This window comes from Pirellulales bacterium (assembly GCA_035546535.1).
GTDB lineage: Bacteria > Planctomycetota > Planctomycetia > Pirellulales > JACPPG01 > JACPPG01.
Genome location: DASZWQ010000148.1, coordinates 23,331 through 47,728 on the forward strand (window position 1 = coordinate 23,331; position 24,398 = coordinate 47,728).

22 protein-coding genes are annotated in these 24,398 nt (G+C 61.6%); 16 read left to right on the forward strand and 6 right to left on the reverse strand.

What is annotated here, in order from left to right; all coding sequences use genetic code 11:
* Positions 1–159 precede the first annotated feature (159 nt).
* Entirely contained in the window at positions 160–561 is a 402-nt protein-coding gene (locus VHD36_17560) for a BlaI/MecI/CopY family transcriptional regulator (GenBank protein ID HVU89136.1), read from the forward strand.
* Positions 558–2,756 (forward strand): M56 family metallopeptidase, encoded by a 2,199-nt coding sequence (locus tag VHD36_17565; protein ID HVU89137.1) that lies wholly within the window; start codon positions 558–560, stop codon positions 2,754–2,756. The genes VHD36_17560 and VHD36_17565 overlap by 4 nt, the downstream gene beginning before the upstream one ends.
* A gap of 64 nt (positions 2,757–2,820) precedes the next feature.
* Here the strand turns inward: VHD36_17565 and VHD36_17570 are convergent, their stop codons facing one another.
* Together VHD36_17570 and VHD36_17575 are read right to left on the reverse strand one after the other, a co-directional pair.
* A complete protein-coding gene (locus tag VHD36_17570) occupies positions 2,821–4,464 on the reverse strand; it encodes a kelch repeat-containing protein (GenBank protein HVU89138.1) in 1,644 nt (547 codons plus the stop codon).
* Between the two features lie 329 nt (positions 4,465–4,793).
* Positions 4,794–5,573, reverse strand: a complete 780-nt coding sequence (locus VHD36_17575) for a PEP-CTERM sorting domain-containing protein (GenBank protein HVU89139.1) — start codon at positions 5,571–5,573, stop codon at positions 4,794–4,796.
* A 762-nt stretch (positions 5,574–6,335) separates the two neighbouring features.
* On the opposite strand from VHD36_17575, the gene VHD36_17580 reads away from it, so the two are divergent.
* Together VHD36_17580 and VHD36_17585 are read left to right on the forward strand one after the other, a co-directional pair.
* Complete coding sequence (locus tag VHD36_17580) at positions 6,336–7,238, forward strand: DUF1559 domain-containing protein (protein HVU89140.1); 903 nt, start codon at positions 6,336–6,338, stop codon at positions 7,236–7,238.
* 139 nt (positions 7,239–7,377) lie between these two features.
* The gene (locus VHD36_17585; protein ID HVU89141.1) at positions 7,378–7,677 is read left to right on the forward strand and encodes a hypothetical protein; all 300 of its coding nucleotides are present in this window, start codon (positions 7,378–7,380) and stop codon (positions 7,675–7,677) included.
* Between the two features lie 16 nt (positions 7,678–7,693).
* On the opposite strand, the gene VHD36_17590 is transcribed toward VHD36_17585, so the two are convergent.
* Positions 7,694–7,873 (reverse strand): hypothetical protein, encoded by a 180-nt coding sequence (locus VHD36_17590; protein ID HVU89142.1) that lies wholly within the window; start codon positions 7,871–7,873, stop codon positions 7,694–7,696.
* Between VHD36_17590 and VHD36_17595 the strand changes: the two genes are divergently transcribed.
* From VHD36_17595 to VHD36_17605, 3 genes are all read left to right on the forward strand, one after another.
* The gene (locus tag VHD36_17595) at positions 7,872–8,048 is read left to right on the forward strand and encodes a hemin uptake protein HemP (GenBank protein HVU89143.1); all 177 of its coding nucleotides are present in this window, start codon (positions 7,872–7,874) and stop codon (positions 8,046–8,048) included. The two genes, VHD36_17590 and VHD36_17595, sit on opposite strands and share 2 nt — an antisense overlap.
* A 369-nt stretch (positions 8,049–8,417) precedes the next feature.
* Complete coding sequence (locus VHD36_17600; protein HVU89144.1) at positions 8,418–9,566, forward strand: redoxin domain-containing protein; 1,149 nt, start codon at positions 8,418–8,420, stop codon at positions 9,564–9,566.
* Positions 9,567–9,716: 150 nt separating this feature from the next.
* A complete protein-coding gene (locus tag VHD36_17605) occupies positions 9,717–11,156 on the forward strand; it encodes an aspartyl protease family protein (protein ID HVU89145.1) in 1,440 nt (479 codons plus the stop codon).
* Here the strand turns inward: VHD36_17605 and dcd are convergent.
* Together dcd and nth are read right to left on the reverse strand one after the other, a co-directional pair.
* The gene (gene dcd, locus VHD36_17610; GenBank protein HVU89146.1) at positions 11,080–11,658 is read right to left on the reverse strand and encodes a dCTP deaminase; all 579 of its coding nucleotides are present in this window, start codon (positions 11,656–11,658) and stop codon (positions 11,080–11,082) included. The genes VHD36_17605 and dcd overlap by 77 nt on opposite strands.
* A 171-nt stretch (positions 11,659–11,829) precedes the next feature.
* A complete protein-coding gene (gene nth / locus VHD36_17615; GenBank protein ID HVU89147.1) occupies positions 11,830–12,609 on the reverse strand; it encodes an endonuclease III in 780 nt (259 codons plus the stop codon).
* Positions 12,610–12,920: 311 nt separating this feature from the next.
* On the opposite strand from nth, the gene VHD36_17620 reads away from it, so the two are divergent.
* The 9 genes from VHD36_17620 (at position 12,921) to moaA (ending at position 21,518) form a co-directional block, all read left to right on the forward strand.
* Positions 12,921–13,313: a DUF309 domain-containing protein gene (locus VHD36_17620; protein ID HVU89148.1), complete on the forward strand. Its 393-nt coding sequence runs from the start codon at positions 12,921–12,923 to the stop codon at positions 13,311–13,313.
* Between the two features lie 110 nt (positions 13,314–13,423).
* Complete coding sequence (locus VHD36_17625) at positions 13,424–14,113, forward strand: LON peptidase substrate-binding domain-containing protein (protein HVU89149.1); 690 nt, start codon at positions 13,424–13,426, stop codon at positions 14,111–14,113.
* A 426-nt stretch (positions 14,114–14,539) separates the two neighbouring features.
* On the forward strand, positions 14,540–15,190 hold the full coding sequence (gene folE, locus VHD36_17630) for a GTP cyclohydrolase I FolE (protein ID HVU89150.1): 651 nt from the start codon (positions 14,540–14,542) through the stop codon (positions 15,188–15,190).
* A 97-nt stretch (positions 15,191–15,287) separates the two neighbouring features.
* Positions 15,288–16,040 (forward strand): hypothetical protein, encoded by a 753-nt coding sequence (locus VHD36_17635; protein HVU89151.1) that lies wholly within the window; start codon positions 15,288–15,290, stop codon positions 16,038–16,040.
* Positions 16,041–16,094: 54 nt separating this feature from the next.
* Complete coding sequence (locus VHD36_17640; protein HVU89152.1) at positions 16,095–16,613, forward strand: hypothetical protein; 519 nt, start codon at positions 16,095–16,097, stop codon at positions 16,611–16,613.
* A 148-nt stretch (positions 16,614–16,761) separates the two neighbouring features.
* A complete protein-coding gene (locus VHD36_17645) occupies positions 16,762–19,731 on the forward strand; it encodes an anaerobic glycerol-3-phosphate dehydrogenase subunit C (protein ID HVU89153.1) in 2,970 nt (989 codons plus the stop codon).
* Positions 19,728–19,973 carry a MoaD/ThiS family protein gene (locus VHD36_17650; protein ID HVU89154.1) on the forward strand — a complete coding sequence of 82 codons (246 nt, stop codon included), beginning with the start codon at positions 19,728–19,730 and terminating at the stop codon, positions 19,971–19,973. The genes VHD36_17645 and VHD36_17650 overlap by 4 nt, the downstream gene beginning before the upstream one ends.
* Before the next feature lie 3 nt (positions 19,974–19,976).
* Positions 19,977–20,429 (forward strand): molybdenum cofactor biosynthesis protein MoaE, encoded by a 453-nt coding sequence (locus tag VHD36_17655; GenBank protein ID HVU89155.1) that lies wholly within the window; start codon positions 19,977–19,979, stop codon positions 20,427–20,429.
* A gap of 33 nt (positions 20,430–20,462) precedes the next feature.
* Entirely contained in the window at positions 20,463–21,518 is a 1,056-nt protein-coding gene (gene moaA, locus VHD36_17660) for a GTP 3',8-cyclase MoaA (GenBank protein ID HVU89156.1), read from the forward strand.
* A 252-nt stretch (positions 21,519–21,770) separates the two neighbouring features.
* On the opposite strand, the gene VHD36_17665 is transcribed toward moaA, so the two are convergent.
* On the reverse strand, positions 21,771–24,398 hold a 2,628-nt coding region (locus tag VHD36_17665), incomplete at its 5' end, for an efflux RND transporter permease subunit (GenBank protein HVU89157.1).

Consider the following 24,398-nt stretch of genomic DNA (forward strand, 5'->3'; position numbering starts at 1 on the left):
AGACGATGCTCGATCCGCGGCTGGACAATTGCTCTCCCTCCGGGCGGCGGTCGGCGATCCGTCGTTGCCGGCGCAAAGAAACGGTAACTCGTTCGCTTGACGCGCCTACAAATGTAGATATAACGACAACTGTAGGCACAGACTCGAATGAGGTATCAAATGTCAAAGCTGGAACTGCCGCCCCTGTCCGACGCCCAGTTAGACATTGTCAATATTGTCTGGGATCACGGCACGGCGACCGTCGGTCAGATCTGGAAGGCCCTGGCCGAACGCCGGCCCATTTCCCGAAATACGGTCTCCACGATGGTGACGCGCCTCGAAGAAAAGGGATGGTTGCGTCATCGGGTTGTCGGAGGGACTTTTCTGTACTCCGCAACGCGTCCGCGGAAAAAGGTCTTGCCACAGATCATCCATCGGCTCGTAGACGCAGCGTTTCAGGGCTCGGCCGAAGGACTCGTGCTCACCCTATTGGAAGGCGGCCGTTTGTCAGCGGACGAAGTCGAACGCATCAAGGCGATGCTCGAAGCAGCGGAAACTGAGATGCGGGAGGAAAAGCAATGACCGCGCTCTTACGCATGTATCCTGGCGACGGCTGGCTGATTCTTGCCCTCAACACGCTGGTTCAAGTAACCGCGGTGATCCTCGCGGCTTGGCTCCTTGCGCGCGTCAGCGATCAAAGGAACGCGGCCTGGCGTCACAACATCTATTTCGTTGCGCTCCTCTGCGTGTTGGCCAGTCCGATATTAACGTGGGTCGTGCAAACCAGCGGCATTGCCCTTCTGACGTTGCGAACTCCTGCACCGGCGATGCATGTCCGGGGCTCATCGGACAGCGCACCGGAATCGTCCGCCCTGGCGATACCGACGCAGCAGCAGGTACGCGTGGCACCTCCTGTTGAATTGAAGGCCCAGAACCTCGAGCAGGTCGCACCAGTCGAGAGCCGGATCGCTGACTCATTTCCGGATAACCTCCGGGCGTGTGTGGGATTCGTTGTCTTGATCTGGCTAACTGGAATGGTTTTCCATTTGGCGCGCTGGTGTCATGGACTGTATTTGATTGCTGCTTTGCGGCGCGAAGTTCGTCCACTCGCCTGCGAATCGATGGCGCAAGTAATGCATCAGGTTCGCGAAGCCGTGGGAACTACCCGGCTCCCGCAGATGGCAACATCCGTCGGCTTGGACCGGCCGATGATGGTGGGATTGATTCGGCCGCTGGTGATTCTACCGGAAGATACGCTCCGCTCTCTTCCCAAGCCAGAACTGGCCGACATTCTTATCCACGAGTGTGCTCACGCGGTTTGCCTGCACCATGTCGTCGCCCTCCTTCAGCGCGTGGCAACGATCGTGTACTGGTTCCATCCGCTCGTGTACTTGATGAATCGAGAATTGGCTCGGGCGAGAGAGGAGCTATGCGACAACTACGTCCTCCGTTGTAGTAATGCGCCGCGATATGCGCGCACGCTATTGGACGTATCTCAGCTACTAGTGGACACGTCCCCGCAGCGCGCGGCGCTCGGTCTGTTTTCGTATCGCTGGAGCCTGGAAGATCGCGTTGCTGGCCTTCTAGACCGAAGGAGACGTATTACGATTCGCGCAAATCGTTGGTCTGCCGCCGCGGTCAGCACGACATTCCTGTTCCTTGCGATATTGATCGCCGGTACGTCAATTGTTCAAGCCGATCCACCAGTGAAGCCCGAACCCGAGCCGCGAACACCATCGGCACCAGTCCTGATATCGACGTTATCCGCCGGAGATCAACCACAAAGGGAGGCGAACAATGAGTATGCCGGAAACATCTACGCCGTGCGGTTCAGTCCGGATGGAAATACGCTAGCGGCCTCTTGGGGTGACGGAACGATCAAGCTGTGGGACGTGGCGTCACGCAAGAATACTGCGATATTCGTTTCGCCCAAGGCGCAGCCGAACGAAACGATCCTCATCAAGTCGTTCGCGTATAGCCCCGACGGCAAGACCGTCGCCTCGGGAAATAACGGCTCCATGACCGCCGGAATGATCCGGCTGTGGGACACGACCAACGGCCAGAACACGGCCAAGTATAACGGGCGCGACAAACCTTGGCTCGCCGGAATCGCGGGTATCTACTGCGTGGTCTTCAGCAACGATGGTAAGACCTTGGTGACTGGCAGTGAGGACAATGTCATCCGATTCTGGGATGCGGGCAGTGGCGCGGTTACAGCGACGCTCAAGGCCGATCCCAGCGACAGGATTTATGCCCTCGCGGTTAGCCCAGACGGGAAGACTCTTGCGTCAGGTAGCAGTCAGGGAACGATCAAGCTGTGGGATATAAACAGCCGTACGAACGCAGCGACTTTCAAGGCCGTTGGCAAGGGAAATAGCGTCTATTCAGTGGCCTTCAGCCCAGACGGGAAGACGTTAGGTGCCGGATGCTGGATGGAGGGGGGCGGCATGTTGTGGGACATCGCTAGCGGCACGAATACCGTGAAATTCAAGCCAGACCGTGCGGACTCTGCCGGAACCAATAACCCCAACGATATGACGTATAGTGTCGCCTTCAGCCCGGACGGCGGGGTTTTTGCGCAAGGCTGCCACAACGGAATCATCGTGTTGTGGGACGTGAAAAGTTCTAAGAAGATCGCAGTCCTCACTGGGCACTCCGCCTTGGTTCGTTCTCTCGCGTTCTCGCCCGATGGCCGCAGGCTGGCGTCGGCGAGCGACGACAGTAGCATCAAGCTGTGGAGTTTGTTCGCGAAAGGTGGACGAACCGAGGCGGAATAAAACCGTCGATGATCTAAAATACGAGTTGTCCGCAAAAGAACTGCAGGGAATCAGCCTGCCGAACCTAGTCACGATTGATGCTCGCGATCTTGCCGGTCGCTTTGTCGATCGTGACGGCCTCGATCGAGGCCAGGTTATCGCCGCCTCGTGCTCCGCCGACGAGTAACAATTGTGCACCGTGCGGGATCAGGCGGTGAACAATCCGCGGCTGGAGCTTCGTGACCAGGTCCCACTTTTTTCCCGCCGTGTCGAGCCGCAAGAGCGAACCATCGGCGACGCTGGCATACACACGACCGCCCAGCGTGCAGGCCGCCGGAGCGAAGCCGTTGTGATCCTGCCCCGGCAACTCGGCCACCGTCGACCATGTCTTCTGTGCGGGGTCGTAAACGTCGACGCGCCGCTCCGGCACATTATCCTCGTTGAAACCACCGATGACGAAGATCTTGCCGTCGTGCACGGTGACGATCAATGCGCGACGCTGGAATGGCTGATCGATCTCTTGCCATGTGGGCGCGTCGGCCTTCAGATCAAGCACCAACGCTTTGTCGAGCCAATCCTCTCCATCTTCGCCGCGCATATTCCAACCACCGATGACGTATAGCTTGCCGTCGACCACGGCCACATCGTGCGACGAACGCGGTACCGGCAAAGATGGCAGCGATTGCCACTTGCCCACGGCCGGATCGAAGCGCTCAACGTCCGCGATTGAGTAATTGTCCGTCGGATCGCCCGGCTTGTTGCGCGGCTGCATGCCACCAACGCGGTAGATCTTGCCATCCCAAGCAGCCAGGTTCATTCCTTGCAAGCCAGGACCGCTGGGCAATTCTTCCCACGTGCGACCGTCGGAAAGCTTCAATCGCGCGAAACGCTTCGACACGGCCTCGGTCGAATAGGTATGTACGCGGGCGATGTGACCGCCGTAGACATACAACCATCCGTCACTGCCGACGGCGCCAAAGCTCGAAGCCGCCACCGGCATATCGGCGTAGCCGTGCGCGGGATTCGCCTGACCGACATCGGCAACCAGCGTGGCGTAATGACGAGTGGACTGGTAAGGCTTGCCGTCGACTTCTCCCCCCTTCGGTTCGAAGTGGCGCGTCCAGGCCGCGTATCGTCCGGGAGCGGCAAACGTTTTTGTCTGTCCGTTCTCGCCCGTGGTGACCTTCGTGCGCTCGCCATCGGGGAGCACGAGATTCACTTCGGCTTGTGCCACAGGCTTGCCGCCGGCCACGACGCGAAAGGCGACTGCTCCCGCCGAGCCGACGGGTACGAGTTCCACGGGCACCCGATCGCCCAGGCCGACGCGAGCATCGAACGCATCGCCGACGATCGCCTTCGGATGGTAGACCAGTCGAAATGCCGGCCCTTCGCCGCGTTGCATAAGGCCCAAATCGGCCGTGCCATAGACGACGCGCAGTCCTTCGCCGGGTAACTCGATCGCGGCCGTATCGTCGGCTGTCTTGCTTAGCGTTAGTTCCGTTTCCTTGCCGGCCGCATCGCGCACCTTCAATCGAGGCTTGCCCGCCAGCACCATTTCGATCTCGGCGTCGGGCTCTAGATCTTCGCTCAGTACGACGGCGGCTTTGGTCCCGGAAGAATCCGGCACGAGGAACACGAAATGCGCTCGCGCGACGCACGTCGTGCCAAGTACCAGGACACACCACACTGCACCGGTCGAAACGATTGACGCTTTACGTTGTGGCAGCACGATCGTCTTCCTCGCGGCACACGGCCGCATTAATGATTAAAACTTCGCACGCATCCTGTTGCGTGGTGTCAGATCCTCAGGCACGCACCGCTTTCCGGCCGCGTGCGAATGACTCGTAACTTCCCGTTTCGTTGCCTGTGTTTCGTTGCAAAGCACGGACCGCACGATTCTCTTGGAATAAAAAGTCGTGCCGGGCTGGCCCCTAACGTTGATCTGCCAGCCCGGGCACGACGTGATGGCAGAACGTCGCCTCCGCGGCGTCCGCCATCGGCCGTATGCAAGTTGGGCATTTCATCCTTGGTCTGTCCCGTAAATCCTGCGGAGATCGACTACGAACGTGCACCGCCACGACGACGTGTTTTACCCCACAGCACCGCTGCCGCGGCCATGAGTCCGAGCACGATCGTCGACGGCTCAGGCACTGAGTGCGTGTCGACCGACACGGCCTGGATGGCCGCCGACGTGACGCCCCAGCCCCAGCTCAAAGTCAAGTTTGCGGTATCCTGCGGCAAGGTGAACAACCACAGGTTGTCGACGGTGTACGCCGTGCCGAAGCCGTTGTTGGATCCGCCATCATTGTAGGCCTCGAAGCTCACGAACGACGGCAATGTGCTCACCAAGATCGAATGGGCATTGCCCAGCGGGTCGGTGTAGGAGGCCGTGAGGTCGCTCGCGTCGATCAGACTGCCGAACGATTGCACTTCGACTTGTACCTTCAACTGATTGCCGCTGATGTCGTAGCCCGGAATGGTTACGACAGGGTTGAGCACGCCGCTGAACGAATAGATATCGGTGCCCGCTGGAAACGCACCATCGGCCGGGTAGCCGTCGTCATAAAACACGGGCTGCGTACTGCCGCCGGCGTTGGGATTGACCAACGTTGGGGCCGTCTGGGGGCTGGCCGACGTAGGCACTCCGGCCGAGGCCAGGGCATTCCACTCCTGATAGGTCGTTGCGGCCGCCGAGGCCGCCGCATTATTCGCGGGACGCCCCCAAGCCGGCAGAACCGGCGTGTGCAGCGCCCCTGCTTGAGCCGTTTGGCTCGTGGTTAGAAATGTTCCGAAAAGCGACACGACGCACAATACCTTCGACGCAAACACTCGCTTCATGACTTAGCTGTCCTTCCAAGTAGCAATTGATTTGATCGCTAGCCAAATAACACACACAACACAGGCACTACGTGCTTTGCATTAGCGTTACTCCCCGCTTGTCGTTAGAGACACCACATTCCGGACTTCAGACCGGTCGAGTGGCTAGCGGGCAAAGGCTGGCGAGCTGCTCGGAAGAACACGTTTTTGTTGGCCGCGGGTTGATCTCGCACGGGCCGAACACGGCGCGAAAATATCGCCGTGGTTCGCAGCAGGAACTAAGCGAGCCGAAGACTCACCCACCCGCGCCCGGCGATCTAAACCAATCGCGCTATTCATGCCCCGCGGAGGATCCCTGGGACCACCGCATGGAGAGAGGCGGGCGGGCGAAAAATAGCTGGCGGGCCGCTCTGAGGCTGGACACAGATCGTTATTGATACTGCGTCTCAGATGGTCGCGATTGTAGGCGAACCAAGATTGTTGTCAAGCGATTTTCCACCAATCCAGCCGGCATAGTCCGTGAATCGATGGGCGGAATTCCACCTTTCTTGTTCGAGATTCTTGACGAAGCGGCCGATCCGAGTATCATCAACGGACCGGATTGAGACACAGTCTCAATAGCTAGCCCGCCCTTCGCTCGCACGCCATGTTCCGGAATCGTCTCTTCGAGCCGGCGGCTCCTTGGTGCCCACTCCTGCTGTGCAGACCGCACCAGGCATCAGTCCGCGTGTTGCCGGCCCGCACAAATGGCAGTCCTTCGACGACATCGAGGGGAGAAGATTCATGTCCGAGCGCGACGGAAGTTCGCGAGGTCCAAGGCGGCAGGCCTTCACGCTTGTCGAGCTGTTGGTCGTGATCGCCATCATCGGCATCCTGGTGGCGATTCTGCTGCCAGCCGTGCAATCGGCGCGCGAAGCTGCGCGCCGCTCGCAATGCGTCAACAATCTCAAACAAATCGGCCTCGCCGTGCACATGTTCGACCAGGCCAAGGGGCATTTCCCGGTCACTTGCTATGTCGAGGGCGTGAGCGTGCTTGCACTTCCGAACCTGGATGGGCAGGGGGCAAGCGCTTTCGTGCAGCTACTGCCCTACCTCGAGCAGACGGCACGCTTCGCGCCATACGACTTCACAAAGCCACCCTCTTACGCGAACAACGCTGCACTGATCAATGTTCCGCTCCCGGTCTTCACCTGCCCGACGATGATCGTGCCTCCCGATTCCGAAGGTTTTTTCCCCGGCTGGGGCAGCTACGCCGTGTGTACCGGCAGCGCCTTTGGGCATTTCGCCAACGAAACGGACCCCGAGTATGACAACGGCGCGATCGTGGACATGGGCCGGCAATCCACGTCGCTGCAGATCGTTGTCAGCCAGGATGGCAGCACTCACACGTTTCTGGCGGGCGAGTTGAACTTTGGGATCACGAATTTCCCCTACGGCGGAGCCAACGCCTGGGGCAGCGGCTATCCGTTTTCGAGCACCGCGACAACAAGTGGCGTCTTTGACGCCGACCACATCGTCGCGCCCGGCACGTTCTACGAGTTGAACACGTTCCGCAGCGATCACATTGGCGGAGTAAACATGCTGATGGTCGATGGCTCGGTGCATTTCGTGCAGAAGTACACCTTTCCCGACACGCTGAATTACCTGGCAAAGCGGAATGATGGGCAAGCGGTCGCAGAATTTTAACCAAGCGAGGTGCGTGCGACGCGCGATGTTGGCGTGCCTGACGGTGACGATCGCGTGCGTGCCCGGCTGCGCGCCCGCGCCGGCCGGGGTCGAAGGGCGCGTAACGATTGACGGCAAACCAGTCAACGAGGCAGCCATCATGTTCGTTCCTCTCGACCGTGGCCGCGCCAAGACCGGCGCGGCGATCGTCGACGGTCAATACGTGCTGCCCGCCCAGGAGGGGCTCTTACCGGGTGAATATCGCGTTGAAGTGATCGACAACCCGCCGCTCCACCCTCGGCGGGGCACCTCGTCGAAAGGGGCGCCCCGACGCGTATTGCCACCGGAGTTTTCGCACAACTCGACACTGCGTTTCGTCGTGCCGCCCGCCGACGGCGGTACCCCACCGTATCAGGCAAGCTTTGAACTGAAGTCCAAATCCCCGGCCCGTGCCCCTTGAGTCCGCAACCCGTTCCTTATTCGGTGACAACCATGATCGACAACGACGTTCTCGACTCGCCAACGTCTCCTCCCTTGGGCAGCCATTCGGACAGTGCCACGCGCGCCGCGGTTGATGCACCGACCCCACGTCGGATTGGCAGACACTCGCGGCCAAGTGGCCCTGTTTTCGCTTCGCGATCCGTCAGGTACTTCATGATGACCGATTCTCAACAGAACACCCCGCCTCCGTCGCCCGCGCACCCCGCCATGCCGCGCGAAATCAACTCCACGGACCTGATGAAAGGCGACCGGGAGATCGTCATTCGGCACGGCACCGAGCTGTACCGACTGAACATTACGCGCAGCGGCAAGTTGATTCTGCGAAAGTAGGCCGCGCGACCTGCGGCATCGCATGATCTTCACGAGCTCGGCCACCACTAGGCCCTGAGCTTCGGCGTGGCCGCGAGTGGGCGCAAATCGCAAGACTTCTTCGCTAGCCTCTTTTCGACGCTATATGCACGTCGAAATCGACGCTTCCTTCCTCGCCTGTTGGCCGGCGCCAAGCGGTCAAGCCAGGTCATCGCCCGGCTTTATCCCCTGCCGCGGCTATCACCCACCGCCGATATCATTGCGCGGCCGCCTGCACTATGATCGGTGCGCCGGATGAATCCCCGGCGGCCACTCGTTCGTACTACTCGGGCAGATTCCAGTCCTAAGCCATCGCGCTGTCGACGCCTCTCACTCGTGGAGCACATAACCATGACCCCCTTCCGCCTGGCACGCGTCTCGATCCGATTGCTCGCCGCGTTGGCCATGTTTCACGGCGCCGCTAGGGGCGACACGATCACGGTTCTCACGCCCGGCGGCACGGCAGCGTTGAAGCAAGCGCAAGTGATGGATGGCGACCTTTGGGTAACGCCCGAGGAACTGAAGCAGGCAATTCGTTTCGAGCTGAAGCCGGAAGGCGCTTGCTGCGGCGGCGTCTGCATTCCTATCGATCGTAGCCCGGCGGCGGGCTTCGTCCGCCAGGCCGATGGTACAACGCTGTTTAACCTTTCCAAGCTCGCCCGCACGCTGCGCGAACCGGTTGTCGCCGAGACCGAGCAGGGCGTGTTCAGCTTTGGCGAAGTTCCCGCCGTGCGCGCCGCGGATGCCGCCAGCGGCGCGGCTCCGGATTTCGCCCTGCCCGACCGCTCGGGCAAGATCGTGCATCTGTCCGATTCTCGGGGCAAGAAGGTATTCCTCGTGACCTGGGCTTCCTGGTGCGGCTGCAAGCTCGACCTGGCCGGTTGGCAAACACTGTATGAAGAGCTGCGTGACAAGAATTTTCACATCATCGCCGTCGCCGAGGACACCGCCGGCGAGGCCGCGGCAGGCGAGTGGTACGACAAAGCGAAGGCCACCTACACGACGCTCATCGATCGCGATCATGTCGTCAGCTCGCTTTATCATATGGTGAACGTGCCGACGGGCGTCTGGATCGACGAGCAGGGACAGATTGTACGTCCGGGCGAGGTTGCCTATTCACGCGACGTGGCGCTTATGTCCATCAAGGTAAACGGTTCGGACTACGTAGCGGGTCTGCGCGATTGGGTCGCCCACGGCGCGAAGAGCAAATATGTGCTACAGCCCGAGCAGATGCGCGAAAAGCTCGCGGGGCGATCGGCCGACGAGACGCTCGCCGACGCCCACTTCAAGCTGGCCACCTATTTTCAAGAGCACGACGAGCCGGCCCTCGCCGACAAACATTTCAAAGAGGCACAGCAGCTCAATCCCGACAGTTGGAATTATCACCGCCAGCAGTGGTCGTACACGCCCAAAGAAGCACTCGGCAATTGGCTGACCAAGGTCCGCGGACTGGGCGACAAGCCGTACTACGCGCCGCTCGCGCTACCGGCCAAAGATTGACCACCGAGCAACCGCGCCTATCGGTAGGCAGCCGCGCACCATCCCGGTACAATCCTGCAAGCCAGGCGCGGCGAGAGCCGCGTTACGTTCGGGGGTAATCGCAACTTGGAAGGCTAGCCCGCCAGCCTTCCAACGGGAAAGCGTGGTTCCATGCGCCGCCGTCTTCCGCGGCCGTACTCCGGCTTGCTCTTTGCGCTCATCGCCTTCTTCCTGCTCGCGGCAACGCACATACAAGCTGCCGGGACGCTCACGCTCGGCCCCGACGACGGGATCGCGCTCGATCAGCCGCGCGTGAGCGTGGCGGTCGTCGATCCCACGACGCAGCAGAACCTCGGGCCTGAGTTCTCGAACAGTTTTCTGCTCGATACGGGCGCCAACGATATCCTCATCGGCGGAAATGCCTACGGCGAGTTGCAGTCGTCCAATTACCAGACCGTCGGCCAGTTCGACGACGTCGGCATCGGCGGCACCGCCACGATGGACGTCTCGAAGCCCTACGAATTCAACTTCGCCGGCGACGACGGCGTGCCGATCGCCTTGCCCAACACGCAGCTTTTGTCGAATCCGGACGCCGATCTCGGTTTCGACGGGGTGGTGGGCACTCCGGCCATGATGGGTCGCACCATCGATATCGATATGTCGGGTTGGTCGGGCGGAAATTTCGACACGCTGAAGACCAGCTTTCTGAACACGGCCCCGCCGGTGGCAGCGGCCCAGTATCACGTACCCCTGACGTTACAGAGTTTCCCGCCCACCCCGACGCATCCGGGCGGCCCGGTGCCGACAACCGCGCCACTGTCCACAGCGCCGGTCGTGGTCGCCAATGGCGGTCACACGCTGAACGCGCAATTCATCGTCGATACCGGCGCACAGATTTCGATTATTTCGACGGCCACCGCCGCGGCCCTGGGCATCGATCCGTCGAAAGCGACGGATTCACTCGACCTCAGCGGCATCGCTGGCACGGTCACGGTACCGGTGGTCGACGTGGCATCATTGGCCGTGAAGACGACCGAAGGAGTAAATCTCACGTGGACCGATTTGCAGGTCGGCGTTTATGACATCGACCCTAGCATCGCCGGCATCTTCGGCATGGATTTTCTGACCAGCGGCTGGCTGGGTACGCTCTTGGGCGGACCTGACGGATATTTGAACCACGCCTATTTCGACTTTCGCAACCCGGCCAGCGGCACCGCCACGATGGTCTTGGACGTGAATCCCGCGCTCAATCACGTTTCGCTGACCGGAGACCTGAACCACGACAACATCGTCAACTCGCAGGACCTGGCGCTCGTCACGAGCAACTGGCTGGCTAGCGGCACCGGCGTAACGGGCGATGTGAACGGAGACGGCATCGTTAACGCCCAGGACCTGGCACTGATCTCGTCGAACTGGCTACAGGGGACGAGCGCCAATGCGGCGGCCGTCCCGGAGCCGTCAGCAAGTTGTCTGATCTTGCTGGCCGCGATTGGGCTCGGTGCGCGCCTGCTTAATCACGTGCGTCGCGGCCAACTCAGTTCACCACCCGCTCCATCCCAAAGGCCAACTGCAGTTGCGGGTCGTTGGTCGAGTCTGGGTTCAGTTCCTTGAAGAGCATGCTGGGCTGGATGTCGTGGTTGTGCTGATATTTGTCGCTGTCGTATTCCGTGTAGCTGCCGGCGATCTGGTGGTAGAAGATCTGGCAAATCGGCACGCCGGGGTAGACACGCACCGGCTGCACGGCAAACATCTCCAACGTCCAAAAGCCACAAAAACCGACGTCGCCGAAGCCGGCCGTGACGTGTACGAACAGTCCTAGCCGGCCGATCGACGAACGCCCTTCGATCATCGGCACCAGGTTGTGCGTTTCGGTTCGCTCGACGGTTCGCCCCAGATAAAGCTGGTGCGGATTCAGGACGAGCCCTTGCGGCGGAATCGTGATCCGGCGCACGCGGTTCGGCTTGAGCATGTCGAGCACGACTTCTTCGTAAACCAGCAGCTCGTCGTGCAGCGACAAGTTGTAGCTGTTCGGGTTGAGCCGCGCGGGATCGAACGGATCGATCACGATATTGCTGCCAAGCTGCTCGCGGATTTCATTGCCGGAGAGAATCATTCGTGGTCGCTCGCTTTCCTGGCCGCGTGAAGTTTAAGTCCCGAACCGCTGCCACTCCCTGTTCGTTGTCGGTCCCGCTCTCTTCTCTTCTGTAGCCGGGCTCTACGAGCCCTGTGTTCCACCCTCGGTCATCTATCGGAGCCGCGGCTCACAGAGCCCGGCTACCGTTGTTCACATTGCCTTAACCGCTTTCCGCGGTTGACGCCCCGCCTTTTTCGTTTTCGCGGTGAATTTCGGAGCCGAAGCTACCTTCGTCCCGCCCTTCGCTACCGCCTTCTTCTGCTTCTCGCCGCCAGGCTTGGGAACCTTCGCAGCCCCTTTTTTCGAAGTCGCACGCTCCTCGACGCCGATGCGCGGACAGATATCCGCGAGCGCACACGTTTCGCACTGCGGTGATCGCGCCATGCAGACGCGCCGGCCGTGCTGGATCATGCGGTGGCTGAAGGCGATCCATTCCTTGGCCGGCAGCTCGCGCATCAGGTCCTGCTCGATTTTGATCGGGTCTTTGCTCTCGGTCAGTCCCATCCGGTTGCTCAACCGCGAGACGTGCGTGTCGACCACCACGCCCGAGGGGATACCGAAGGCGGTCCCCAGCACGACATTGGCCGTTTTGCGACCGACGCCCGGCAAGACGACCAGGCTTTCCATGTCGCGCGGTACTTCGCCGCCGTGCTTGTCGACGAGTTGTTGGCAGCAGGCCTTGATGTTCTTGGCCTTGTTGCGGAAGAAGCCGGTGGTCTTCACGCCCTTTTCCAATTGGGGCAAGGGGGCCCGCGCGAAATCTTCGGCCGAGCGATATTTCTGGAACAATTCCTTGGTGACGATATTCACCCGGGCATCGGTGCATTGCGCCGAGAGAATCGTGGCGATCAAGAGTTCGAGAGGAGACTCATGGACCAGCGCGCACTCCGCATCGGGATAGAGCTGCGCCAGCTTGCGCGCCACGCGCATCGCATGGGTCCGGGCTGTATCGGTACTTGCCATGCGTGCCAAGACGGGACCGGCCGACAAAGCAATCGGCCGATTGTCACCCCGTTTCCCGTGATCTTTCCCGCGAACAGAAACTCGACGCGCCGGCACTGATTTTTGAAGCCACGGCAAATCCTGTCAAGCAGTTGAGCGCCGCGCGACCAGATCGTCCGACCAAAGCAATAAATCTACGCCGCGGCGCACCTCATAGTCGTGCGTCTTTACCGCCGCTATAATCGCAGTTGATCCCGCGAAACTCGCGGCATTTCCATCTTCGCGAAGGCAGTTCCGTCATGGCGACGGCCGAATACGACCCGCTCTATCTGCGCGGCATCGAGCTGTTTAACGATTGCGAGTTTTTTGAAAGTCACGAAGCCTGGGAAGAATTGTGGGCCGAATACCAGGGCCCGTCGCGCAAATTCTATCAAGGCCTGATCCAGGCGGCCGTGGCTCTGCACCATTTTGGTAACGGCAACATTCGCGGCGCGAAAAAGCTGTACTACACCAGTCTCGGCTATCTCGAGCCCTACCGTCCGCGGCACGAAGGAATCGACCTGGATAAGTTCTTTGCGCAAATGCAAAGTTGCTTTGCCGACATCATCAACAGCGAAGAGGCCTTTCCCCAGGTGGAAATCGTGCCGGACGAGATCCCCGAGATCCATTTGGACCCGGCACCCGCGCCGTGACAAAGCTAAGCTTTCCTAGCGGGGTTGCGCGCTTATGGGGATTGCGCTTACTTGGAATTGGGGCTTTTGACCGGCGCACGGCCGCGAATTACGCGCTCGATGAATTAATCATGCCTCCGCTTGAGAACCTGAAGTTCGACTCCGGCTCCTTTTCGGGCGTGGCGCGGTTGTTTCCGCTCCCCAATCTGGTGATGTTCCCGCACGTGCTGCAGCCGCTGCACATTTTCGAGCCGCGCTATTGCGACCTGCTCGAAGCGGCGCTGGCCGACGACCGCCTGATCGCGATGGCCGTGCTCGCGCCAGGTTGGGAAAAGAACTACGAAGGCCGGCCGCCGATCCATCCCGTGGCCTGCCTGGGGCAGATCGCGACGCACGTGCGATTGCCCGACGGACGCCATAACCTGCTCTTGGCCGGCCTGGCCCGCGTGCAATTGGGAACAGAGTTGCCTGCCACGACATCCTATCGCAGCGCACCGGCCAGGCTGCTCGACGACGAACACCCGCCCGCCCCCGCGGCGGCCGTAGAATCGCTACGGCAGAAACTGCTCGCACAGTTCCGCACCAGGTTGCCCGACAACAAAGAAGCCCAGGGACCGCTCGCGCAGCTCATGCACAGCGGCATCGACCTGGGCGTGCTGACCGACATCATTGCCTACACCCTCGACATGGATCTGGACTCGAAGGTCGAGCTATTGACCGAGCGTAACGTCCACGCCCGCGCCGAACGCTTGCTCGGACTCTTGTCCGGCGGTCGGTCGGCATCGCGCGCAGGGTTCCCACCGGAATTCAGCGCGAATTGATTAGGCCGCCGTGGCAGATGGTCTCTGGACCATGCTTACTTCCGGCGCGATGGCCACCGGCACAAAAGGCCGTCCGTTACGAGGAACGTCAGAACATCCACTACGAGCCAACACGCGCGAATGACGCGAGATCGCGGCGGATTCTTGGGACGCTCAAACATGCTCGGATTCTACCGCGCGGACGCATCGCGGCCTCCGGCGGTTTCGTAGTCAGAAAGGGAACCACTATCGACCTCTGTGTACCGCGAAAACGACAGGCCCGCCGTGACTAGAGAACCCAATGCTTTCCCAGATAGCGACTTGCGTAATTGCGAGGCCGCCGTGGCCGCTTGACCCCCCCACCGCGCCACCCTAATATCCAGTGACGAGGGAAGAATGCCACGATGTCATCTCTCCCCAGGCTGCTAGCCCAGTGGAATGTGCTTTATGGCGGATGCGACCGACGCGGTTTACGAATCCCTGACCGCCGAACTTGATGAAGGCTCGCCGGTGACCGGCGGGGCCGCTGGCCAGGTTGATCAGGCCCGCATTCGCCGTGCCGTGCGCGAGATTCTGGCGGCCGTGGGCGAAGACCCCGATCGCGAGGGGCTGCGCGAAACGCCGGCCCGCGTTGCCCGCATGTATGCCGAACTCTTCAGCGGCCTCCACGACGACGGCCGGCAGCACCTGAAGAAGTTTTTCACGGAAAAATACGACGAAGTCGTGCTGGTCAAGGACATCAGCTTCAATAGCATGTGCGAGCACCACATGCTGCCGTTCATGGGCAAGGCCCACGTCGGCTATTTGCCCAACGGCCGCGTGGTAGGTCTGAGCAAGATCGCCCGCGTGATCGAGGTCGTGTCGCGCCGCCCGCAAGTGCAGGAGCGTATGACCGAGACGATCGCCGACCTGTTGGTCGAAGAATTGCAGGCCAAGGGCGTGGCGGTCGTCATCGAGGCTTCGCACTCTTGCATGACGATCCGCGGCATCCGGAAGCCGGGCAGCATCTGCGTCACGTCGGCCATGCGCGGCGTGTTCCGCTCGAACCTCTCGAGCCGCTCGGAAATCATGAACCTGATCTACGGCGATCGCCGATAACGCGCGCGGGTGTCACCGACCGAGGGTGCCGCTGGTGGCTTGCCCACCAGTGTGAACAAACCGCTTCGAAACGCCGAGCAATTGCGACACCTGACACGTGGCCATTCTCATTCAATTCGTGTTGCGTCTGGCCTTTGGAATGGCCGCCGCGATGACGCTCGTTCCGCCGCGCCAGGTGACGAGCGGCTATTACCGCAATAATCTGTACGTTCTCTTGGGTTTAAATGCGCTCGCGGCGCTAGCGATCGGCAGCAGTCAGAGTGCGCTTGGCTCCCCCTGGCCCGCGATCATTGCCGCCGTGCTCAGCTACGTGGGCGCCGTCGCCTGGCTGTATGAGCACTCGCGACTGGGACTGGCATTGCTGACCGCCATCGCGGCAACCGACCTGGCCGCGGCCTGGCTGGCGATTCCCGCGACCGAATCGATGAACGCGCGCCTGCTTGTAGGGCTCGATCCGGCCACGGGGGGGCTTGTGCTCGGCACCACGATGGCGGCCATGCTGTTGGGACACTGGTATCTCAACGCACCTGGCATGCCGCTAGCGCCCTTGGTGCGATTGATCGGATTGTTGTCGATCGCTGTCCTCCTTCGAGCTTTGGTCTGCGCGGCGGGACTGGGGCTCGAAATCGACACCGCGGGGTGGCCTGACGTGAGCGAGGCGCTGTTTCTCGGCATGCGCTGGTTGGGCGGACTGGTCGGCACCGCGATCCTGGCCTGGATGGCCTGGCAAACGCTCAAAGTCCCCAATACGCAGAGCGCCACGGGCATACTGTACGTCGCCGTGATCACGACCTTCCTCGGCGAGCTGGCCTCCGGCCTACTGTCGGCCCAGGCGGCCTATCCTTTATGATAGAGGTTTGATCCGCTGGGCGGATTGAGCCCTTTGCGTCTCCAGCAACCGACTATGAACGTCACGTTCGCCTGCCCTCATTGTGAGCAAACGGCCCAAGTTCCGATCGCCAGCGATGCGCCGGGAGTTTCTTGCACGCATTGCCACGCCGCACTGCCGACGCCGGCGGGTGCGTGGGACGGCCAGGAGCTGGCCCGGTGCCTGATCTGTGGCAGCCGCGACCTGTTCGTACGAAAGGATTTTCCGCACCGGCTCGGCCTGGCGATCGTCGTGGGCGGTTTTACCTTGAGCTGCATCACCTGGTACTTCTACTGGATGTACCTGACGTTCGCGGTGCTCTTCGCAACGGCGCTGGCGGATATGATGCTATTTTTTATCGTGGGAGAGAGCCTGACCTGCTACCGCTGCCGGGCCGAATATCGGCAATTGCCATCGATGACCGAGCACGGTCCCTTCAGCCTGGAAACGCACGAACGCTACCGGCAGCAGGCGGCGCGATTGGGAAGCGCCACCTCGGTCACGGCGGACGCGTCCCGCGAAGTTACGGCCAGGCATGACCGTGCGACCGAATAACGCGCGGTCTGTGCGCCGTGCGGCCCGGCGCTCCGCCCAATTAAGACCGGTCGACAACGCGTTAGCCCAGAGTAGCTTCGTCGTTCCGGCTCAAAGCCTGTCCAGCATCAACGCCTGACGCGACGCCCGCCGTCGCCAACCGCTCCCCATGGACGAACAGCGCAGCAGAATCCAGGAAGACCTTCGCGGGCTGGTCGCCGGAGAAGTGCGCTGCGACGACGTATTCCTGCAGCTCTACGCGAGCGACGCCAGCCTGTATCAGATCAAGCCACTGGGCATAATCCGCCCGCGCAGTATGGCTGACGTCGCCGCGACGCTACGCTACGCGCGCGAGAACTCGATTCCGATTCACGCGCGCGGCGCTGGCACCGGCCTGGCAGGCGAGTCGCTTGGGCCCGGCCTCGTGCTCGATTTCTCCAAGAACTTTCGCCGTGTGCTGGCCATGGGGGACGATTGGGTGCGTGTCCAGCCCGGCGTGGTGCTCGAACGTCTGAACGAAGAGCTGCGGCCGAGCGGCCGCCACTTCGGCCCCGATCCTGCCATGAGCCACGTCACCACGATGGGCAGCGTCGTGGCGATCGACGCGTCGGGTGCGCATTGGCTCAAGTACGGCTCGGCGCGCGACAATATCGAGCAACTCCGCATCATCCTGGCCGACGGCACCGAGATGAACGTCGGCCGCGAGCCGTTGGTGAATGGCGCCTGCGACGATCCCGACCCTTTAAAACGCGAGCTGGTGAATCAACTCGCGAGTCTACTTTCGCAAAACGCCGAGCTGATCAAGTCACACCAGCCGCGCAGCCTGGTCAACCGGTGCGGCTACGAGTTGGCCGGCGTACTGGAAGACGGGTATCTCGATTTCCCCCGGCTACTGGCCGGCTCGGAGGGGACGCTCGCCCTATTCTCCGAAATCACCGTCCGCACTCATCCGCGGCCCAAGCACGTCGGCACGGTCCTGTTCTTTTTCGATCTTATGGAAAAAGCGGCGCGCGCGGTCGAAGAGATCATGGCAGCCCACCCCAGCGCGTGCGACGTGATGGACCGTCGCCATCTGAGCCTGGCGCGCGAGACCGATCCGCGCTATGCCGCGCTCATTCCGGCCGAGGCAGAAGCCTTGCTCCTCGTGGAGTTGGATGGCCCTGACGCTCAGGAGCTGCGCGAGCGCATGCGGCAAGTGGTCGACCGCGTGCGCAAGCGCAAGCGTTTGGCCTTCGACTCGCGCTCAGCCACTGGCCTCGGCGACATGGAGCTGTCGTGGCGGTTGGCGCAAAAAGTCGTGCCGACGCTGTACCGTCTGAAGGGCTCGACGCAAGCGCTGCCATTCATCGAAGACATTGCGATTCCGCCGGCAGCCCTGGCCCTGTTCCTGGTCGAGATGCAAAACGTGTTGAAGCGGCACCAGGTCACGGCGTCGCTTTTCGGACATGCCGGGCATGGACAGTTGCACATTCGGCCGTTCCTCGATCCTAACCACCCGGAGCACGTCAAGACGATGGCGGCCCTGGCCAACGATCTGTATGAAGCCGTATTTCAGGTCGGCGGCACCATCAGCGGCGAGCACGGCGACGGGCTGAGCCGCACGCAGTTCGTCCAGCGTCAGTACGGCGAACTTTACCCGGTGCTGCGCGAGGTGAAACGAATCTTCGACCCGCAGAACGTGCTGAACCCGGGTAAGGTCATTGGCGACGATCCCGACCTGATGACGCGCAATCTGCGGCCGACCGTGCTTTCGGCTCCGCCGCCGGCCCCGGCGGAAGCACCTCCCGAGGATGCTACCAAGCAACTGGTCGAATTGGAACTCAACTGGACGCGCGCCGAGTTGGCGGAAGTGACCACAAGCTGCAACGGTTGCGGCGCCTGCCGCGCGCAGGATCCCACGGTGCGCATGTGCCCGATCTTCCGCTTCGCCCCCAGTGAAGAAGCTTCGCCGCGGGCCAAGGCAAACTTGATGCGGGCCGTGCTGTCAGGCCAGATGCATCCGCAAGCGCTGGCGTCCGACTCGTTCAAGAGCGTGGCCGACTTGTGCGTCAACTGCCAGATGTGCCGGCTGGAGTGCCCGGCCGGCGTCGACATTCCCAAGCTAATGATCGAGGCCAAGGCTAATTACGTGGCCACCAACGGCCTGCGGATCGACGATTGGATCATGACGAGGCTCGAAACCGTGGGTGCGGTCGGCGGCCTGCTGAGCCCGTTTACGAATTGGATCATCCGCAACCGGCAAGCGCGGTGGGTCGTGGAAAAAGTATTTGGCATCGCCCAGCGCCGCAAACTGCCGCGGTTCAACTCTCGCAGTTTCTTGCGCCGTGCGGCCCGGCGGCGTCTGACGCAGCCTACTCGCCGCAGTGGCCGCAAGGTCCTGTATTTCGTCGACGTCTATGCCAACTACCACGACCCGCAACTGGCCGAAGCGCTGGTCGCGGTGATGGAACACAATGGCGTGCCTGTTTTTGCCCATCCCGACCAGCGAGCCAGCGGCATGGCGCTGGTCTCGCGCGGGGCGATCGACGCGGCGCGGACCATCGCCACGGCTAACGTGCGCATCCTGGCCGAGGCGATTCGGCAGGGCTATACGATCGTCACCGCCGAACCGTCGGCCGCGCTGTGCCTGACGCGCGAGTATCCGCTTCTGCTCGACGACGAAGAGACGCGCCTGGTGGCGGCCAATACGTTCGAGGCCTGCCATTATCTCTGGCAGATGCACCAGACGGGCCATTTGCAGCTCGACTTCCGGCCCGTTAATGCCACCGTCGGCTATCACCAGCCGTGCCACTTGAAGGCCCTGCAGATCGGTTCGCCGGGCGAAAGCCTGCTGCGGTTGATTCCCGGCCTCTCCGTCGAGCGCAACGAGCGCGGTTGCTCCGGCATGGCGGGCACTTACGGACTGTCGCGCAAGAATTACCGAAACAGCCTGCGCGCCGGCTGGGGTCTGATTTCGGCGATGCGCTCCGGCAATTTTCAGGCCGGCACTACCGAGTGCAGCGCGTGTAAAATGCAGATGGAGCAAGGCACCTCGAAGCCCACGATCCATCCGCTCAAGCTCTTGGCGCTGGCCTATGGGGTCATGCCCGACGTAGCTACCCTGTTGACGGCGCGCAGTGAGGAGTTAGTAGTCACATGATGGTGCGGGTGAAACTATTCGCCGCCGCGCGCGAGCTGGCCGGGCAAGATGCGCTTGATGTGACGCTCCCGGCCGGCGCGACGATTGCCCAATTGCGTCAGGCGATCGTCGCGCAGGCGTCGTCGCTCGAAGGGCTGTCGCGTCATGTGTGGTTTGCCATCGGCACCGACTACGCCGACGATGCGCAGCCGCTCGTCGATGGGCTGGAGGTCGCGTGCATTCCACCGGTGAGCGGAGGATAACCGGTGGTGGAGCTCACCCAATCACCGATCGACACCACGGCGCTGCTCGCACGAGTGAGCTCGACAGCCGCTGGCGCCGTGGTCCTGTTCGTCGGTACCACGCGCGAGTTCACGGCCGACCGCCGCACCGCGTCGCTCGACTACGAATGCTTGCCCGAAATGGCCCGGCAGAAGCTGGCCGAGCTCGAAACCGAAGCGCGGGAACGCTGGCCGCTTGTCGAATGCGCGATCGTCCACCGTCTGGGCCACGTTGAGCTGGGCGAAGCCAGTGTGGCCATCGCCGTCAGCTCACCCCATCGCGACGCCGCGTTTGCGGCCGGCAAATGGCTCATCGACACGTTGAAAGTCGTGGTGCCGATCTGGAAGAAGGAAAACTGGGCCGACGGCACCAGCGAATGGGTACATCCCGGCTTTACACCGGGCCGCGAGCCCGAGCCGCACGACCCACGCCCCTGATAGCAGCCGTTGCAATCAAGGGCCCACTGCGCGATGATTGACTCTATGAGCCAGATGATGACGAGTGCCGCACGATTGATGGAGCCCGACTGGGCCGGCGGTCCGCTCGTCGACACATTTGGCCGCACGCACAATAGTCTGCGGATTAGCGTCACGGATCGCTGCAATATCCGCTGCTTCTACTGCATGCCGGCTGAAAATGTGCAGTTCAAGCCGCGTCACGAAATCCTGTCGTTCGAGGAGATTACTCGGTTCGTCAACGTGGTCGCCCGGCTCGGCGTGAACAAGCTGCGTCTCACCGGCGGCGAACCGCTGGTGCGGCAAGATCTCGACCGGCTGGTCCGGGCGCTAGCCCAAGTGCCCGGCATCGACGACATCGCGCTCACGACCAATGGTATCCTGCTGGCCGAACAGGCGCAGGCCTTGTATGACGCCGGTCTCAAACGCCTGAATGTCAGTCTTGATGCGCTCGATGCCGAGACCTTTCGCCGCATTGCCCGGCGTGACGGGTTCGAGCGCATCCTGGAAGGGTTATTCGCGGCCCGGCGGGTGGGATTCCGCCGCATCCGGCTGAATGCCGTGGCGATCCGCGGCATCACCGAGGCGCAGATCGTGCCGCTCGGACGTTTTGCGCGGGAGCACGGCTTCGAGCTGCGCTTTATCGAGTTCATGCCGCTGGATGCCGACGCCGCCTGGGACAATTCGCAGGTGCTGTCGGGCGAGGAAATCCGCCGCGTGCTGGAAGCTGAAATCGCGAGGCTCGAACCGCTGCCCGTGGTGGATCCCAGCCAGCCGGCTACGGATTATCGCTTCGTCGACGGTGGCGGCACGATAGGGTTCATCAATCCGGTCACGCAGCCCTTCTGCGGCGATTGCAATCGCCTGCGGCTGACGGCCGAGGGTCAGGTGCGGAATTGCCTCTTCTCGACGACCGAATGGGACGCCCGGGCACTGCTGCGCCGCGGCGCGGCCGACGCCGAACTGGCCGAACTCGTTCGATCGTGCGTGGCGGCCAAGAAGGCCGGTCACGGCATCAACAGCGACGCGTTTCTAAAGCCCGAGCGCGCGATGTATCAGATCGGCGGCTGATCTGCAGTTTTTGTGCAGACAGATCGATCCACAGGTTACACAGATTCCGCAGAACGATTGACGAAGCGACGTAACGTCGCTGTTCCTCTTACAATCTGCGTCATCTCAGTAAATCGCCCGGAAGCCAACGTCGAAACATAACCGCCAACGCATATTTTCATGCCTTCGGGTGCCGCTCGGGCGGCATGAACACTGCGGATGGATTTCTTGATCGCCTACCGGATGCGCTGCGGAGTCAAATTACTTGCTGAACTAATGCGCGGGTTCGGCAGGCGGCGTATCTTTGTCCGAACGGTGCCCTTCCTCAGGCGGATGTCGTTCTTCGTCGCCATGCTCATCCGCATGATGCCCCTTACGGTCGCGCACCATCAAGGCGTACAAGCACGGCAGCACAAACAGCGTCGCCGGTTCGCCGGCCAGCAAGCCGCCGAGAATGGCTCGGGCCAGCGGGGCATTGGCCTCGCTGCCGCGCTCCAATGCCAACGCCGCCGGAATCATGGCGAAGAACGCCGCTAGCGCCGTCATCGTGATGGGCCGCACGCGAATGACCGCCGCCTTGCGAATGGCTTGCATGGGAGTGAGACTCTCGGCGTGACGCAGTTCTTGCGCAAAATCGGTCATTAGCACCGTATTGGCCACCTTGATGCCCACGATGAAGATGATGCCCAACAGCGATTGCACGTTGAGCGCGGTGCCCGTGAAGTACAGCATCGGCAGTACGCCCACCAGGCACAGCGGCACCACGAGCATGACCGTCAGGGGCACGATCCACGAGCGGTCGAGCGCCACCATCAGAAAATAAATCAGCAGACTGGCCAGGATCAACCCGAACGACAGGCTGCGGAACGTCTCCTGCATGCGGGCGTACTCGCCGCTGAGCGTGATCTTCGCGCCGGCCAAGGTTTTCGAATGGTCTTGAGGGTCGAACGGCCGCCAGGCGCCCGCTCCGTCCTGCTTACCGAAGTCATTGAGCACGCGGCTGATATCGTCGGCGACGTGGCCCAGATCGCGCCCGGAAACGCCCATCGTCAGATCGATCGTCGGCTGCAGGTTTGTATGGTTCACCTCGGCCGGCACCGTGGTACGTCGCAGCGATACGATGTTCTTCAGCGGAATCGGTCGATTTTGCACGGGGCTGGTAATGGGAATCTCGAGCAAGGTCTCGATCGATTCGATGTTCTCCTCCGGATACTGCACACCCACGAAGTACTGATTGTGCGTCTGTGGATCGATCCAGAAATTACGCTTGTTGAACTGGATGCTGGAATTGAAGGCCGCCACGACGTTGCGCATCACGTCGGCCTGATCGAGACCCAAGTCGGCTGCTTTCGCGCGATTCACGTCGATGATGTATTCCGGATAATCGAGCCTTTGCATGATGCGGGTGTCGACGACGCCATCGATCTGCGTGATCCTCTGGCGGATGTCTTCGGCCAGCTTGTGAGCCTGCTCGACATTCTTGCCAAGGATGCGAACATTGATCGGCGTTGACTTGCCTTCGTTCATGGCGCCGCGGATCATGCCGCCGGCGTCGAAGGCGAATTCGAGTTCCGCGAATTCCGGTGAGGCCGCGAATCCTTTGCGCAGAATCTCGACGTAGTCCTGCGCCGAATGGTGCCGGTGCTCGGTCAATTGTACTTTGACGACCGAATCCATCGGCCCCGCATTGGGCGTATAGGCCGCCGACCAATCGGCCGTTGTCCCGATCTCGCTGATGATCAACTCCAGGTCGTCGTGCAGGTTTTCGCGGACGAACTCCTCGACCTTGGCGATCTTTTCTTCCGTGAGCTCGATGCGCGTGCCCGATGGAGCTCGGGCGTAAATCTCGAAAGATCCGGCGTCGGCCTCGGGGAAGAACTCACGCCGCAAGATCGGCGAGAAGACCAGGAGCGTGACGACCAGCAAGCCGGCGCCGACCGCGATCGTCTTGCGCGGATGCCGGAGCACGACGTCCAGACCGGCCGCATAACGCTCGATCACCCAGTCGATCCCCTTCTCCCAGCGGGCAAAGGCGCGAGCGATCGGGTTCTTTGACTTCGGTCCATGCGCGGCGTGCGGCTTGAGCAGCATGGCACTAAACGACGGCACCAGGCTCCGCGACAGGAAATACGCGCAAATCATGGCGAAGGCCACGGCCAGGGCCATCGGCCGGTACAAAAACTCGCCCAAGCCCGGCATCAGGGCCAAGGGCGCTAGCACCAAAAACGTACACAATGTCGAGACCAGTTCGGGCATCGCCACTTCGCTCGCGCCTAGGAATGCCGCCTCTTTCGGCTCGGTGCCAAAACCCAAATGCCGGTGCGTGTTCTCCAGACAAATAATCGCACTATCGACGAGCGGACCGATCGCCAAAGCCAGCCCGGCAAGCGTCATGACGTTGATCGTCATCCCGCAGGCGTACAAACCGATCACAGCGCCCAGCACGGAAATCGGGATGGTGATGATCGCGATCAGCGTCATCCGCCACTCGCCGAGAAACAGCAGAATCACGAGGGAGCATAGCACCGCTCCAAGCACACCCTCTTGCACGAGCGCCGAAATCGAAGCCCGCACGTAGACCGACTGGTCCATTACGAGCTTCAGATCGATACCGGGGCGCGACAATCGCCCGACCATGTCCGGAATTGCCGATTTGAGCGCGTCGACCACGCTCAACGTGCTGCTTCCGCTCTGCCGGAACACCGGGATATAGACCTGCCGCCGGCCGTTCACGCGAACAACGTTTGTCTGGATGAAATTCGCGTCGGTCGGCTTGGCCACGTCGCGCAAATAAATAGCATTGCCGTGCTCTGTCTTGATCGGGATGTCTCCCATCCGCTCGATGAGGTCGTACATCGAGTTCGAATCGATCGCGTAGTCGGTCTTGCCGATCTTGGCGTC